We start from the raw sequence: 15,138 nt of genomic DNA, 5'->3' as shown, positions 1-15,138 counted from the left end.
CTCCTCGGGTGGTATCTTCGGCCGGTGACCAGCGCAGCGGCCGTGAGGCGCCGGACCCCAGCCGACAAGTTCGAGGACCGCCGCCGGGAACTGGCCGACGCGGCGCTCCTGGCCCTGGCCGACCTCGGCTACGCCCGCACCAGCCTGCGCACGATCGCGGAGCACACGAAGTTCTCCCACGGGCTGCTGCACTACTACTTCGCCGACAAGGTCGAGCTGATCACCTACTGCGTGCGGCGCTACAAGGCCGCCTGCGTGCAGCGCTACGAGGGCGGCGTCGGCGAGGCGGACACGGCGGCCGAGCTGGCGGCGGCGTGCGCGGACGGGCTGGCGGCGGCGCTCGGCGAGGCCCCGCTGATGCACCGCATGTGGTACGACCTGCGCACGCAGTCCCTGTTCGAGCCGGCGTTCCGCGAGGACGTCGCCGAGATCGACGACAGCCTCCGTGACATGATCTGGCGCAACGTGACCGCCTACGCGGAGCTGGCCGCCGCGGAGCCGACCTGCTCGGCGGCGGACGCGTACGCGCTGTTCGACGGGCTGTTCCAGCAGGCGCTGCTGCGGCACCTGGCCGGCGAAGAGGCGGCGCTGGACGATCTGCGACGCGGGGTGCGGGAGCTGTTCCCCCGGCTGGTCGGTTAGCTTCCGTCCACGACGATGACGTGCAGGCTCCGCGGCCCGTGCACGCCTTCCACCCGGGTCAGCTCGATGTCGCTGGTCGCGCTCGGCCCGCTGATCCAGGTCTGCGGGCGGGCCGGGGCCAGCGCGGCCACCGCCTCCGGCACGCCGGGCACGATCTGCTCCTCCCGGAGCACGCACACGTGCACGTCCGGCACGAGGCTCAGCGCCCGCCGGCCCTGGCCCGGACCGTGGTCGAGCACGATCGTGCCGGTGGCCGCGATGCCCAGCGCGGCCGTGGTGACGACGGCGTCGAACTCCGCCAGCTCCGCGGTGGTCGCGGGCGGCGGCGAGCCACCGAGGTCGACCGGGAACCCTTCGGGGACCACGACTTTTCGCGCCGGCCCCAAGGCCGCGCGGAGGGTGTCCGGCAGCTCGGCGGCGGTGCAGCGCGTGAGGGCGGCGCGGTAGTCGAGCACGCGCTCGGCGAACAACTCGACGTCCGCGTCCGCGACGGCCGCGCGGTACCCGCGGGGCACCACCGCTTCCGTGCGGTCCGCGTGCCGAAGCGCACCCCGGACGGCGGCCAGGATTTCCTCACGCGCGTTCATCGCTTCCGCCACCAGGACCGGAACGACTCGCGCGGCGGCGCGGGCAGGTCGCGGCTGTTCGTCCACAGTGACCCCGGCCACGGCAGGCGGGACACGGCGCGGCGGCCGCCCGGCAGCAGGCGGCGGCCGAACCGGGTCAGGGCCCGGTTCGCGACCCCCAGGCCGCGCTCGGCCAGCGCCAGCCGCCGGGCGTCCGAGAGCACCCACGACGCCGTCTTCATCGCCACCGCCTCGGGTTTCGGTGGCCCGCCGCGCTGCGCGTCGACCACCCGGGACCGCAGGTGCACCAGGACTTCCGGGATGTCGATGCGCACCGGGCACGCCTCGAAGCAGGCGCCGCACAGGCTGGACGCGTACGGCAGCGAGTCGGTCTGCTCGTCGACGCCCACACCCTTGAGCAGGGGGTTGAGGATCGCGCCGATCGGCCCGGGGTAGACCGAACCGTAGGCGTGGCCGCCGGTCCGTTCGTACACCGGGCAGACGTTCAGGCACGCCGAGCAGCGGATGCAGCGCAGCGCCTGGCGGCCGACCTCGTCGGCGAGCGCGCGGGTGCGGCCGTTGTCCAGCAGCACCACGTGCAGTTCCTGCGGCCCGTCGCCCGGGGTCACGCCCGACCATGTCGAGGTGTAGGGGTTCATCCGCTCGCCGGTGCTCGAGCGCGGCAGGAGCTGGAGGAACACGTCGAGGTCGGCCCACGTGGGCACCACCTTTTCGAGGCCGACCACCGAAACGAGCACCTCGGGCAGGGTCAGGCACATCCGGCCGTTGCCCTCGGACTCGACGACGACCAGGGTGCCGCTTTCGGCGACGGCGAAGTTCGCGCCGGAGACGGCCAGCTTCGCCCGCAGGAACTTCTCGCGCAGGTGCAGCCGGGCCGCGCCGGCCAGCTCGGCGGGGTCGTCGGTCAGGCCGTCGGGCGCCGGACGGCCCGCCGCGGCCATCTCGCGGCGGAAGATCTCGCGGATCTCCGCGCGGTTGCGGTGGATCGCCGGCACCAGGATGTGGCTGGGCAGGTCGTCGCCGAGCTGCACGATGAGCTCGGCGAGGTCGGTTTCCCAGGCGGTGACGCCGTGCTCGGCGAGCGCCTCGTCGAGGCCGATTTCCTGGGTCGCCATCGACTTGACCTTGACGACCTCGTCGACGCCGTGGTCCCGCGCGATCCGCGCGACGATCTCGCACGCCTCCGGCGCGTCCCGTGCCCAGTGCACGGTCGCTCCCCGCGCCTGCAGCGACGCTTCGAGGGTCAGCAGGTGCTCGTCGAGGCGGCGCAGGGTGTTGTCCTTGATCGCGGCGCCGGCCAGGCGCAGTTCCTCCCATTCGGCCACCTCGCCGACGACGGCCGCGCGCTTGGCGCGGATCGTGCCGGTGGCGTGGGCGAGGTTGCGCCGCAGCTGCGTGTCGGCGAGCGCTTCCCGGGCCGCCGCCGGGAAGGCGGGCATGCCGACGAACGTGGCGCTCACGCGTCCTCCTCGGTCGAGGCCAGCACGTCGGCCAAGTGCAGCACGCGGACGCCGGACCGCTGCCGCGACAGCAGGCCACCGACGTGCAGCAGGCAGGAGTTGTCCCCGGCGACGAGCACCTCCGCCCCGGTTTCGCGGACGTGCCGGGCCTTGTCCGCCTCCCATCGCGGTGGACGTCTCGGCGTTCTTGACGGCGAAGGTGCCCCCGAACCCGCAGCACTCCTGCGCGGCGGGGAGCTCGACGAGGTCGAGGCCGCGCACCGCCCGCAGCAGCCGCAGCGGCTTGTCGCCCACGCCGAGCATGCGCAGCGAGTGGCAGGTCGGGTGGTAGGTGACGCGGTGCGGGAAGTACGCGCCGACGCCGGTCACGCCGAGCGCGTCGACCAGGAACTCGCTCAGCTCGCGCACCTTCGGCCCGGTCTCGGCCAGCCGCGGCTCCCCCGCGCGCCGGGCGACCAGGCCGTGCTGGTGCCGGGCCGAACCGGCGCGCGAACCCGACGGTGTGACGATGTGGTCGTCCCCGGCGAACGCGTCGGTGAACGCGCGGACCACTCCCGCGGCCTCGTCGAGGTAGCCGGTGTTGACCATCGGCTGGCCGCAGCAGGTCTACGCCTCCGGGAAGTCCGCGTCCACGCCCAGGCGGCGCAGCAGCCGGAACACCGCCTTGCCCGTGTCGGGGAACAGCGCGTCGTTGATGCAGGTGACGAGCACGGCGACCTTCGCGCGCACACCGCCTCCGTCGATTACTCCTGAGCGTCATCGCTCCGGTTCCCGGTTGCGCCGGCCGGGCAACTCCCGGCCCGCGACCGGCGATACTGGCCACGGACAGTGACCGAACCGGGTTCCGGCGAGGTCCGTCCGTGCCGATGCACGCCCATTCGCAGAGCCATCGGAACGGCGCAAATCGTTGAGGGACAAGAATTTTCGTTCATCCGTCAGGTGACGGATGTCTGAAATGGGCCCCACCGCGAAACATTGCGTTACGGAGTATGACGCTCCGGCCTCGACGCCGAGGAGGAGCGATGTCGCGTGCCACCACCACCGTCTCCACTCTGGTCATCTTCGTTCTGGCCCTGAACCTGCGGCCGGCCGTCACGAGCCTGGGTGCCGCCCTGCCGGACATCTCCGTCGCCGGTGGTCTCGTCGCCGCGGTGCTCGTCGCCCTGCCCCTGTGGGCCATCGGCCTCGGCGGCTGGGCGACGCCGTGGCTGTGCCGCTGGGTGGGGACGCACCGGACCGTCACCGTGGCCCTCGTCGGGCTGGTGCTGTCACTGGCCGGGCGGGTCCTCGGCGGCCCGGTGGAGCTGCTGGTCGGGACGGCGCTGGCGTGCCTGTCCATCGCGGTGCTCGGCACCATGCTGCCGTTGCTGGCCCAGGGTTCCGCGGCCTTCACCTTCGGGCTCGGGGTGGGCAGCACGGCCGGGGCGCTGGTCACGCCCACGGCGGTCATGTCGTCGTCGTGGCGGGTCGCCCTCGGCGTGTGGGCGACCACGGCACTGCTGGCCCAGCAGGTGTGGCAGCGCACCCCCGGGGAATTCGTGTCGCCGCGGACGGCCCCCGGAACGGTGCGGGCCTCGGCCCTGACCATCCACTTCGGACTCATCTCGACGGTGACGTTCCTGGTCATGGGCTGGCTGCCCGGCATCCTGCGCAGCGCCGGGGTGCCCTCGACGACGGCCGGGGCGTGCCTCGCGTTGTCGATGGCCATGGGGTTGCCGATGATGTGGCTGGTGCCGGGCTGGACCCGCCGCTGGCGCAACCAGACCCTGCTCGTGGTCGTCCTCGCCACACCGAACGTGATCGGCGTGACCGGGCTGCTCCTGGCGCCCGCGGCCGCCCCGTGGCTGTGGGCCGCGGCCACCGGCACCGGCATGGGGGCGCTCGCGTTCGCGCTGACGACCATTTCGTTGCGCAGCAAGGACAGCTCGGTGGCGCTGTCGGCGGTGGTCCAGGGCGTCGGGTACGTCATCGCCGGCTTCGGCGTGCTGGTCTGCGGCTGGCTGCACACGGGGACGGGGACTTGGCGGACCCCGTTGATGTTGGTACTGGCGGTGTTGCTCGGCCAGATGGTCAGCGGGCACATCGCGGTGTTCCGCCGGACCCCGGCTCCAGCCCCGGCGCCGGCCCCAGACCCGGATCAGGCAGCCACCCAGCCGATCACCGTGCACCCCCAGGACGACGCTCCCGAAGTCGCCGCCTGACCGACCCGGCGCGGGCAGGGTCGTGAGTGAGAAACAGTGTTAGAACACTGTTTCTCACTCACGACCGGCCGCGGCAGACCATGCGGCTGGGAGAGGGGCTCAGCCGGAGGCGGACTGGTGGCGGGCCGCTTCCCGGGCGATGTCGATGCGGGAATGCACGCCGAGCTTGGTGAGGATGTGCGAAACGTGCGTGCCGACCGTGCGCGGGGACAGGTAGAGGCGGGCCGCGATCTGCGGGTTGGACAGGCCCTCCACCACCAGCGCCGCGATCCGGCCCTCCGTCGGGGTGAGGCTTTCCCAGCCGTGCGTGGCCTGGCGGTGCTTCACCTTGGGGCCGCGCCGGATGCCGAGCGCCCGGAACTGGGCGCGCAGCCTCGCCACGTCCCATTGCGCGTCCAGCTCCGCGTAGAGGTCGATGGCGTGGGTGAAGGCGGCCCGCGCCGAACCGCGGTCTTCCGCTTGGGTGTCGGCGAAGGCGAGCGCGGCCGCCTCCAGGGCCTTGGCCTGGGACAGCGGCCGTCCCGCGTCGGCGTAGCCGTCGGCGGCCCGCAGCAGCATCGTCCCGTCGCGCTCGAGCAGGCCGCGGCAGTACAGGGCCAGCGCACGGCGGTGCGGAACGGCGGACTCGGCGGCGATCCCGCGCGCCCGGGCCTCGATCTCCGCCGCGGTCCGCACGTCGCCGATCGTCATCGCCAGCCGGGCGGCGTCACCCAGCCGCTCCTCCCCCGCGTCTTCGCCGGCCGGCACCGCGGTCAGCAGGGCGAGCGCCCGCTCCGGCGCGCCGGCGTGCTCGAAGGCGAGGCTGCGGGCACGGAGCAGGGGTTCCACCACCTCGTCGCCGGCGCGTTCCGAATGCCGCGCGGCGACGTCCAGGTGGCGGTGGGCCGCGGCCGTCTCGTCGCGGTGGAAGTGGATGATGGCGGCGACGCCGTGGTCGCAGCACACCACGCCCGGGTCCTTCTGGTCGTCCGGCACGACGTCCACCTCGGCCAGCGCGTCGTCCCACCGGCCGGCCCCCAGCATCAGCTGCCCGATCGCGCTCTGGACCTGGGTCAGCCGCGCCTCGCTGCCGGTGCGCTCGGCCAGCTCGCGCGCCTGCCCGGCGGCGGTGAGCGCGTCGGCGTAGCGGTCGAGCGCGCCGAAGGTGACCGACTGGTTGATCCGCAGCAGCAAAGTGAGCTCGATCAGCGTGGGGTCCCCGCGCACGACGGCGATCGCGCGCTCGAACAACGGCAGCGCCGCGGCCCACTCGCCGCGCGCCATCGCGCCCTGGCCCAGCACGTGCAACGCCCACCCGGTCGCCCAGCGGTCTTCGGCCGAGCCGAGCTCCGCCAGCGCCGCGGAAGCGGCCCGGCCCGCGGAGTCGACCTCGCCGAGGACACGCCGGATCCGCGCGATGAGCACCAGCAACCTGGCCCGGTGCCGGGCCTGCAGCCCCGGCTGGGTCAGCGCCTCGTTGAGCGCCGGCAGGGACTCGGCGGCGCGGCCGGCGGTCCCGCGGCTCTGGACGATCGTCGTGTGCAGGTCGACGCGCACGTCGGGGTCGCGGACGCGATCCAAAGCGCGGCAGGCGATCCGCTCGGCCTGGGCCACGTTGCCCACCCGGTAGTAGGCGTCGGCGAGCCGGCAGGCCAGCGCCCCGGTCACGGCGTCGTCGAGCGGCGCGTCCCGCACCGCCCGTCGCAGGAGCGCGACGGCGACCACGGGTGCCTGGCCGATCAACGGCATGGCCACGGTGAGCAGCCACTGCACGGCCCAGTCCGGGACCGGCACCCGGGTGTCCGTTGTGGACACCATCGGCAGCAGCTGCCGGGCCACCCGCTCGACCGGGGCGTTCGCCTCGGCCAGCGCCCACGCGGCGGACTGGTGCCAGGCGATCCGGACCGCCGTCGGCATCTCGTCGTACAACGCCGTGCGGATCAACGGGTGGCGGAACTCCAGGTCGTCGCCCGCCGCCACCAGCACGCCGGCGGCGCGGGCCTCGTCGAGGGCGGGCAGCAGCTCGGCGAGCGACGAGTTCGTCACGGTCATCAGGTCCGCGACCGAAAAACCGACGCCGAGCAGCGCGGCCGTCCGCAGTACGCGCCGCGCCGGCTCGGTGAGGAAGTCCAGCCGGTCCGCGATCGCCTCCGGCAGCGAGTCCGGGGTCGCCGCGCCGGTCAGCTCCGCGATGCCCGCGGGATCGACTTGGAGGCACGAACTCCTGGTCAGCGCGTCGAGGAGTTCGGTGAGGTACAACGGGTTCCCGGCCGCGCCGGCGGCCAGCTCCTCCAGCCGGGCGCCCGGTTTGCCGCCGGCCAGCGCGGCCACCAGCTCGAGCACCGCCGGTTCCGCCAGGCGGGTCAGGCGGAGCCGCTCGGCCGGGCGGACGATCCGGAAGAGCGACCGCAGGTCGTCGCGGCGCGGCACCGGCCGCGTCACACCGATCAGCAGCAACGGGAGCTGCCGCACCGAGCGGGCGAGCCGGCCCCACACCGCCACCGTCGTCGTGTCGGCCCACTGCAGCTCGTCGACGACCAGCACCGCCGGGCCGTCCTGGCACAGCTGGTCCACCAGCGCGATCAGCTGCTCGGCCGCCGCGGCGGCGAGGTCGGCACCCTTGCCCGCGACGGCGCCGCCGCCGAGCAGTTCGGAAACGGCGTCACGACGGGGATCCCGGGTGACCGGCGTGATCTCGAGGGCATCCAGCAGGGGCAGCAGCGGCAACGCCTGCCCGAGCTCGTCGCCGGCTCCCCAATACACCTGGCAGCCCGCTTCGGTGGCGGCCGCGCAGGCGGACCGGACCAGCGCGGACTTGCCGATCCCGGGCTCGCCATCGACCAGCACGGCGCGGCCGCGACCTGCGGCGACGTCACGGATCCACGCGACCAGCCGGGACAGCTCGCTGTCCCGGCCGACCAGTAGCTCAGTACCGTCCGTAAGCGGTCGCACACGGGGGATTTTAGAAGTAAAACCTCTTCCCCAACAAGGGGCGTACTCGGCCATCACGGAACCCCGGCCGGTAGTCCCGTGTTCCGCGCGCGTAAACCTCCCATTCGGCAAATGCGCCGATTCGTGATCCGGACGTGATTCAACCGCCGGGACGCGGTGGATCTTCGGCCGCCGAGCCGCAGGTCAGAGCCGGTGCGACTGGTCCGGACAACCCGCGGTGCAGCCGGGCGCCCGGCCGGTGAATCCGTTGTGTCGCAAGCCGTTGACACCACATCCACGGACGGGTGAACTTCCCGGCCCCGGCCCGGCCGACGACGGCGAGGCGGTGTCATCGACGATTTCGACACGCACGCGACCATTACCTGCCTGGGCAGACAACGGCGCGAAAACCGGCGGGTGAGTGCGATTTCGCCGCGGCAACTACACCCGGTTCGGGCTTCCGGGATATGGCGGCCGATCTGGTGTTTCCGCTTTGCCGGCACCCTCGCGGCCACGTTTTTCGCACTCCGTCCGCGCCTTCGTCGAGCGTCACACCGGACACTCGGTGACCGGCGGCCGCGCAAGATCGTCGATCTAGTATTCGTGCCGCCATTCTGGTGAAATCCCGGATCCGGCGCCATCACGCATTGTCAAGGGCCGCGAGGGGTCCCTACAGTGGCCCGCCTGACGCCGGGGAGTGAATCACCGACCTTCCTTGGAGCCGGTCCATCAACTGTCATCTCCTTCGAGGAGCAGACCTTGTTCGGAATAGTCAGGAGCAATGCCCGCGTTCGTGCTGCGCTCGCTCTCGCGGTCGTCACGGTCGTAACCGGTTGCGGCGCGCTCGGCGCGACCGGCTCGGGTGCCTCGTCGAGCGGCCGCGGGCTGGAGAAGACGGCGCTGAAGGTCTCGATCCTGCCCACCACGGACCTCGCGCCGTTCTGGCTGGCCCAGGACGAAGGCTACTTCCAGGCCGAAGGCCTCACCGTCGAGTCCGTCATCGCGGCCAGCGGCCAGGCGTCGCTGTCGAAGTCGATCTCGGGCGACGTCGACATCGCGTTCTCGACCTACCCGCCGTTCTTCACCGCACGCAGCAGCGGCGCCGCCGACATGCAGCTGGTCGCCGACGCGACATCGGTCAACGCGAAGTCCAATGCGATCGTCACGGTCCCGAATTCGCCGGTGAAAACAATCACCGACCTGGCCACCGCGAAGATCGCCATCACGGCGAAGAACACCGCTTCGGATCTTCTCACCCGTTCGATCATGCAGGACCACAACGTCGATTTCAGCAAGGTGAATTGGGTGCTGATCCCGCTGCCCAACATCGCCGCGGCGCTGCAGCAGGGCCAGGCCGACGCCGCGTACCTGCCGGAGCCGTACATCACGCAGGCCGCCAAGACGGCCGGCGCGATCCCGGTGATCGACATCAACTCCGGGGCGACGCAGGACTTCCCGCTGACCGGCTACGGCGCGACCCGGAAGTGGGTCAAGGAGAACCCGAAGACCCTGGCCGCGTTCCAGCGGGCCATGCAGAAGGCCACCCACGACGCCATCTTCGACCGCGGCAAGGTCGAACCGCTGCTGGTGCGCTTCGCCAAGATCGACGAGGACACCGCCAAGCTGCTCACCCTCCCCGGCTACGGCTCGATCCTGGACGCCCGGCGCCTGCAACGGGTCCCGGACCTCCTGCTGCAGCTCGGCGCCATCCCGTCGCCGATCGACGTCAACTCGATGATCGGCCCCCAGGCCGGCAGATGACCGCCCACACCGGTCGTGAGTGGTAAGGCGGGTTCTAACCCGCCTTACCACTCACGAGGCGCGGTCGGTGCTAGCCGAGGCTTTCGTAGGGGTCGGCCGGTGGTGGCACCGGCCGGGCCTGGCCGACGTCGACGAACGGGATGGTGCCGCCGTTGACCGGATCCCGCACCTGCTCGGCGCTGTAGCCGCCGGTGATCTCCAGCCACGAATCCGGTGGCAGCACCGGCGGAACCCGGCCGGTCAGGCCGACCTTCACCGGCTGGGCGTCCGCCGCGCAGCAGTTCAGGAGCATGCGGACCAGGTACGGCGCGCCGCCGGAATCGAAGGCCACGAACCCGGTGATCGTGACGGTCCGCCCGGCCAGCGACCGGCCGTGGTCGTAGACCGCGCGGTCCGCGTAGTCGATCACCGTCAGGCGCACCGGGTTGCCCGCCGGGAGCGGCGTGACGATCCGCGGCGCCGTCACCGCGGTCCCGGCGCGCATCGCGCTGTAGGACCCCAACGCCGGTGGTGCGGCGAGGACCAGCGCGAACACCGGCAGCACCAGCAGCCACGAAACCCGGGGTGCCGGCTGCCCGCCCGGGCGCCGCCGGGCGTACCAGGCCGTCGCCGCGGCCGCGACGACCAGCACCACGCCCGCGGCCAGCACCAGCGGTTGCAGACCGGCCTTGACGTACCGCAGGTAGAGCCCGGTGACACCGGCGTGGAGCAGGACGCCGCCGACGAGGAACAGCAGGATCGCCTGCACGGTCCGGTTCACCGCAGCACCGCCCCGGTCACGACCGCGGCCAGCACGGCCACGACGAAGGTCACCGGCGCGAACCGCAGCGCGAACCCGCGGCCGAACGTGGCGGCCTGCATGCCGAACAGCTTGAGGTCGATCATCGGGCCGACGACGAGGAACGCCAGCCGGGCCGTCGGGGAGAACTGCGTCAGCGAAGACGCGACGAACGCATCGGCCTCCGAACAGATCGACAGGAGCACCGCGAGCACCGCAAGGGCCAGTACCGCCACCACCGGCTGACCGGCCGCGGCGTGCAGCCAGGTCGCCGGCACCACGGCCTTGAGGGTGGCGGCGGCCATCGCGCCGCCGACGAGGAACCCGCCCGCGTGCATCACGTCGTGCCGCACCGATCCCCAGAACACCGCGCCCCGGGTGCCGCCGTCGCCGTGGTCGTGCCGGCGGGGCCGCAGCCAGTCCGGGCGGCCGAGCCGCTGCCACAGCCAGCCCATCACGCACGACGCCGCGAGGCTCGCGGCGAACCGCGCGAGGACCATCCGCGGCTGGCCCGGGAACGCGACCGCCGTCGCCGTCAGCACCACCGGGTTGATCGCGGGTGCCGACAGCAGGAACGCCACCGCCGCCGCGGGGGTCACGCCGCCGCGCACCAGCGCGCCGGCCACCGGCACCGACGCGCATTCGCAGCCGGGCAGAACCGCACCGGCCAGCCCGGCGACCGGCACCGCCAGCGACGGCCGTTTCGGCAGCACGCGCGTGAAGAACGACGGCGGCACGAAGACCGCGAGCCCGGCCGAGAGCAGCACGCCGAGGACGAGGAACGGCAGCGCCTGCACGACCACCGCGACGAACACCGTCATCCAGCTCTGCATGACCGGAGTGGACAGCAGCCGCCGAACCGGGCCCTGCGCGAGGAATCCGACCAACAGGACCAACGTCAGGACGAGGACGGGGTCGGCGTTCCAGCCCCGCCGCCCGTCCCGCTCCCGACGGCTTTCCTCGATGGCAGTCACAAGCGATCTCCCGTACTTCCGCTCCACACCATCCGGCTACACGAACCACCGGCCCGTTCGGTTCACCGCGGCGCAACCACCGCACACGCGCCCGCCACCGAGCTTTTCGCCCACTTCGAGACCGCGACGGCGGACTGTACGAACAGGACACCCATAGGGCATCACCATTCGCAGCAGCTTTCTCCCCAGGAGCGATCCACCGTCGCTCAGCCACTATCGGCCCCCGGCCCGGGTCTCCCGCAAAACCTGAACGTGACTTTGTTTCACGTTTGTCCTACGCTGAGCCGATGACATCGGGGACAGCGCTGCTGCGGGCCGAGCGGCAGGCGGTGGTCGCGGCCTGCCACGACCTGGCCGGCGCCGGGCTGCTCATCGGCACCGCCGGCAACGTGAGCGTGCGCGTGGGCGACCACGTCGCGGTGACCGCGACCGGCGTCGTGCTCGGGAAGGCCACGGCGGAGCAGATCACCGTCGTCGACCTGGCCGGGACCGTCGTCGCCGGGGACCTCGCGCCGACGTCGGAACTGGAACTGCACCTCGGGATCTACCGCCGTTCCGGCGCCGGCGCGGTCGTGCACACGCATTCGCCGCAGGCCACCGCGATCTCCCTCGTGCTCGATGAGCTCCCCTGCGTGCACTACCAGCAGCTGCTGCTCGGCGGGGCCGTGCGCGTCGCGCCGTTCGCCGTCTTCGGCAGCGACGAGCTGGCCGAACACGTGTGGACCGCGCTCGAGGGCAAGTCGGCGGCGCTGATGGCCAACCACGGCGCCGTCGTGCACGGCCCGACCCTGGCGGCGGCGGTGGACAACGCGCTGCTGCTCGAGTGGGCCTGCGAGCTCTACCGGAACGCCGCGTCGATGGGCAGCCCCCGGGTCCTGGACACCGCCCAGCAGACCGCGGTGATCGAAGCCGCCCTGCGGCGGGGGTACGGCAGCACCCGACGGATCGAGGAGGATCTGTGACGCAAACGGTGATCACGCTCGGCGCGCACGTGTTCGACGTGCAGGTCCGGCCCGTGGAAGCGATCCCCGACGGGCAGGGCGCGACCCTGGTCGAGCAGATCCGGTTCGGCCCGGCCGGGACCGCGGCCGGCACCGCGCTGACCCTGGCCAAGCTCGGCGCGTCCGTCCGCACCGCCGGCGCGATCGGCGACGACCCGATCGGCGACCTGCTGCTGGCCATGCTGACCCGGTTCGGCATCGACACCTCGCTGGTGGTCCGCCGCGCGGACGTGCAGACCTCGGCGTCGGTGCTGCCCATCCGGCCCGACGGCAGCCGCCCCGCCTTCCACGTCCCGGGCGCCAACCTCACCTACGGGCCGGACGACATCCCGGAAACCGAAGTGGCCCAAGCGACCCACCTGCACCTCGGCGCGCCCGAGCTGATGGGCGGGGAGAACGCGGCGAAGATCCTCTCCCCCGCCCGGGCGGCCGGCGTGGTCACCTCGGCCGACCTGCTCGCCCCCGGCGATCCCGGCATCCTGGCCTGGATCGCCCCCGCGCTGTCCTCTTTGGACTACCTGCTGCCCAACGAACAGCAGGTCCTCGGGCTCACCGGCGCCGACACCCTCGAAGACGGCGCCCGCGCGTTGATCGGCCACGGCGTCGGCTGCGTCGCCGTCACGCGAGAGGCCCGCGGGGCCCTGGTGATCACGGCGGACGAGGTGATCGCCGTGCCCGCGTTCGCGGTCGACGTCGTCGACACCACCGGGTGCGGCGACGCGTTCTCCGCAGGCTTCCTCCGCGGTGTCGGCCTCGGCCGTTCGCCGCGGGAGGCCGCCGTGCTCGGCTCGGCCGCCGCCGCCCTGGTCGCCCAGGGACTGGGCAGCGACCACGGCGAGTTCGACCTCGCGGCCGCCGACGCCTTCGCCGCCACCACGCCCACGCTGGAGAACGCCGATGCGCCGCAGTGACGTCGTCGTGGTCGGCGCCGGCCTGGCCGGCCTCACCGCGGCCCGGGAGCTGACCGCGGCCGGCCGGGACGTCGTCGTCCTGGAAGCCCGCGACCGGGTCGGCGGCCGTACACTCAACCACGACCTCGGCGACGGCAAGGTCGTGGAGGCGGGCGGGCAGTTCGCCGGCCCGACCCAGGACCACATCCTCGCGCTGGCCAAGCAGGTCGGCGTCGAAACGTTCCCGGCCTACACCCAGGGCGCGTCGGTCTACGTCCACGGCGGCCGGGCCCGCCGGTACCACGGCGACATCCCGCCCGATCCGCTGGCGCTGCCCGACCTCGGGATCGCGATGCGGCGGATCAACCAGCTCGCGCGCAAGATCCCCCTCGACGCGCCGTGGCGCGCCCCCAAGGCACGGGCGTGGGACAGCGTGACCTTCGAAAGCTGGATCCGGCACACCACCGCAGGCTCCGGCGCCCTCGACCTGGTCAACGTGCTGCTCGGCTCGGCCTTCGGCGGCAGCGCCGCCGACGCATCGCTGCTCTACAGCCTCTGGTACATCGCCGGGTTCGGCAACGAAACCACCCCCGGCACCGTCGAACGCGGCATCGGCGTCACCGGCGGCGCCCAAGAATTTCGCTTCACCGGCGGCTCCCAGCTGATCTCGCAACGCATCGGCGACGAACTCGACGGGCGCGTGGTGCTCGGCACCCCGGTGCGGGCGATCGAGCAGGACGACGACCGGGTGACGGTCCGGTCCGATGAGGACACCTGGAGCGCGCGGCACGTCGTGGTCGCCGTCCCGCCCGCGCTGGCCGCCCGGATCTCCTGGCGCCCGCTGCTGCCCCCGCAGCAGGACGCCCTGTTCTCCCGGATGGCGTTCGGCGCGCTGATGAAGTGCGAAGCCGTGTACTCCGAGCCGTTCTGGCGCGCCGACGGGCTCAACGGCCAAGCCGTCTTCCGGAACGGCTCCCCGATCTGCTCGATGTTCGACAACTCCCCGCCCGACGGCCGACCGGGCGTCCTCATGGGCTTCCTCGGCGGCCCGCAGTGGCACACCTGGGCCGCGCGCCCGCCGCGCGAACGCCGCGCCGCCGTCCTGCGCGCCTTCGCCGCCGCCGTCGGAAAACCCGCGCTGCAGCCGGTGGCGTACTTCGAACAGGACTGGGTCGGCGAGGAATGGACGCGCGGCGGGCCGACGTCGGTGCCCGGGACCGGCGTGCTGACCGAGCTCGGCCCGTGGCGCGACCGGCCGTTCGGCCGCGTGCACTGGGCCGGCGCCGAGCACTCGGACCACTGGAACGGCTACATGGACGGTGCGGTCCGCTCCGGCGAAACCGCCGCCCGCGCCGTCCTCGGTCACGAGTAGAGGGGACGCCGGTGCGCGACTACACCGTTTCCGAGCAGGCGATCATCCCGCACCCGGTCCGGCGCGTGTGGGAGGTGATCTCCGCGACCCACCGCTACGCCGAGTGGGTGCCGACCGTCCTGGAGGTGACCGACCACCACGGCACGGCCGAAATCGGCAAGACCTACCGCGAGCGCAACAGGTCACTCGGCCCGCTGACCACCCGCTCCACGTGGACGGTCCGCGAGATCGAGCCGCTCACCCGCCGCGTCGACACCGGTGTCGGGTTCGCCCCGCTGCAGGACCTGACCAACGTGTTCGAGTTCGAGCCGATCACCCGCGGCGACGGCAGCGAAAGCACGCTCATGACCTACGCCGTCCAGTACCGCCTCGGCCTGGGCCCGCTCGGCCCGCTCGTCCACCGCATCGTCGCCGCGGGGCTCCGCGCCGACATGACGCACGCGATGGACAACCTCGCCGACGTCATCCTCGCCGAGGGGATCCACCCGTAGGGCCGCAGGAATAGCCGTCACACTTCCGGGGTAACTCTCCCGCGCTCAACCTTCGGGGCCGTTCACCCGCA

General features: G+C 72.7%; 13 protein-coding genes and 1 pseudogene. 7 read left to right on the top strand and 7 right to left on the bottom strand.

Going from position 1 to position 15,138, the window contains the following annotated elements; all coding sequences use genetic code 11:
* Nucleotides 1-24 precede the first annotated feature (24 nt).
* Nucleotides 25-642 (top strand): TetR family transcriptional regulator, encoded by a 618-nt coding sequence (locus ACFPLC_RS33380; protein WP_378206127.1) that lies wholly within the window; start codon nucleotides 25-27, stop codon nucleotides 640-642.
* On the opposite strand, the gene ACFPLC_RS33375 is transcribed toward ACFPLC_RS33380, so the two are convergent.
* The 3 genes and pseudogenes from ACFPLC_RS33375 to ACFPLC_RS33365 all read right to left on the bottom strand — a co-directional run bounded on the left by ACFPLC_RS33375 (nucleotide 639) and on the right by ACFPLC_RS33365 (nucleotide 3,418).
* Complete coding sequence (locus ACFPLC_RS33375; protein WP_378206130.1) at nucleotides 639-1,229, bottom strand: LutC/YkgG family protein; 591 nt, start codon at nucleotides 1,227-1,229, stop codon at nucleotides 639-641. The genes ACFPLC_RS33380 and ACFPLC_RS33375 overlap by 4 nt on opposite strands.
* Complete coding sequence (locus ACFPLC_RS33370; protein ID WP_378206263.1) at nucleotides 1,226-2,668, bottom strand: lactate utilization protein B; 1,443 nt, start codon at nucleotides 2,666-2,668, stop codon at nucleotides 1,226-1,228. The genes ACFPLC_RS33375 and ACFPLC_RS33370 overlap by 4 nt, the downstream gene beginning before the upstream one ends.
* A 17-nt stretch (nucleotides 2,669-2,685) precedes the next feature.
* Nucleotides 2,686-3,418, bottom strand: a pseudogene (locus ACFPLC_RS33365) ((Fe-S)-binding protein).
* 293 nt (nucleotides 3,419-3,711) lie between these two features.
* On the opposite strand from ACFPLC_RS33365, the gene ACFPLC_RS33360 reads away from it, so the two are divergent.
* Nucleotides 3,712-4,890, top strand: coding sequence for an MFS transporter (locus tag ACFPLC_RS33360; protein ID WP_378206133.1), 1,179 nt, complete (start codon nucleotides 3,712-3,714; stop codon nucleotides 4,888-4,890).
* 99 nt (nucleotides 4,891-4,989) lie between these two features.
* Here ACFPLC_RS33360 and ACFPLC_RS33355 read toward each other — a convergent pair whose 3' ends face one another.
* Complete coding sequence (locus ACFPLC_RS33355) at nucleotides 4,990-7,821, bottom strand: AAA family ATPase (protein WP_378206135.1); 2,832 nt, start codon at nucleotides 7,819-7,821, stop codon at nucleotides 4,990-4,992.
* A gap of 183 nt (nucleotides 7,822-8,004) precedes the next feature.
* Entirely contained in the window at nucleotides 8,005-8,172 is a 168-nt protein-coding gene (locus ACFPLC_RS33350; protein ID WP_378236011.1) for a hypothetical protein, read from the bottom strand.
* A gap of 387 nt (nucleotides 8,173-8,559) precedes the next feature.
* On the opposite strand from ACFPLC_RS33350, the gene ACFPLC_RS33345 reads away from it, so the two are divergent.
* Nucleotides 8,560-9,561, top strand: a complete 1,002-nt coding sequence (locus tag ACFPLC_RS33345) for an ABC transporter substrate-binding protein (protein ID WP_378206138.1) — start codon at nucleotides 8,560-8,562, stop codon at nucleotides 9,559-9,561.
* A gap of 70 nt (nucleotides 9,562-9,631) precedes the next feature.
* Here the strand turns inward: ACFPLC_RS33345 and ACFPLC_RS33340 are convergent, their stop codons facing one another.
* Together ACFPLC_RS33340 and ACFPLC_RS33335 are read right to left on the bottom strand one after the other, a co-directional pair.
* Nucleotides 9,632-10,321, bottom strand: coding sequence for a TIGR03943 family putative permease subunit (locus ACFPLC_RS33340; protein WP_378206141.1), 690 nt, complete (start codon nucleotides 10,319-10,321; stop codon nucleotides 9,632-9,634).
* Entirely contained in the window at nucleotides 10,318-11,313 is a 996-nt protein-coding gene (locus tag ACFPLC_RS33335; protein ID WP_191306550.1) for a permease, read from the bottom strand. The genes ACFPLC_RS33340 and ACFPLC_RS33335 overlap by 4 nt, the downstream gene beginning before the upstream one ends.
* A 287-nt stretch (nucleotides 11,314-11,600) precedes the next feature.
* Between ACFPLC_RS33335 and ACFPLC_RS33330 the strand changes: the two genes are divergently transcribed.
* From ACFPLC_RS33330 to ACFPLC_RS33315, 4 genes are read left to right on the top strand one after another with little or no spacing between them, the layout of a single operon-like run.
* Entirely contained in the window at nucleotides 11,601-12,275 is a 675-nt protein-coding gene (locus tag ACFPLC_RS33330; RefSeq protein ID WP_378206144.1) for a class II aldolase/adducin family protein, read from the top strand.
* Nucleotides 12,272-13,225 carry a carbohydrate kinase family protein gene (locus ACFPLC_RS33325; protein ID WP_378206147.1) on the top strand — a complete coding sequence of 318 codons (954 nt, stop codon included), beginning with the start codon at nucleotides 12,272-12,274 and terminating at the stop codon, nucleotides 13,223-13,225. The genes ACFPLC_RS33330 and ACFPLC_RS33325 overlap by 4 nt, the downstream gene beginning before the upstream one ends.
* On the top strand, nucleotides 13,212-14,576 hold the full coding sequence (locus ACFPLC_RS33320; RefSeq protein ID WP_378206150.1) for a flavin monoamine oxidase family protein: 1,365 nt from the start codon (nucleotides 13,212-13,214) through the stop codon (nucleotides 14,574-14,576). The genes ACFPLC_RS33325 and ACFPLC_RS33320 overlap by 14 nt, the downstream gene beginning before the upstream one ends.
* Nucleotides 14,577-14,587: 11 nt before the next feature.
* Complete coding sequence (locus ACFPLC_RS33315; RefSeq protein ID WP_378206153.1) at nucleotides 14,588-15,067, top strand: SRPBCC family protein; 480 nt, start codon at nucleotides 14,588-14,590, stop codon at nucleotides 15,065-15,067.
* Nucleotides 15,068-15,138: the final 71 nt, after the last annotated feature.

This window comes from Amycolatopsis plumensis, assembly GCF_042652605.1.
Taxonomy (GTDB): domain Bacteria; phylum Actinomycetota; class Actinomycetes; order Mycobacteriales; family Pseudonocardiaceae; genus Amycolatopsis; species Amycolatopsis plumensis.
Note: the sequence above shows the minus strand (reverse complement) of the source record. Positions and strands in the feature narration are given on the sequence as shown.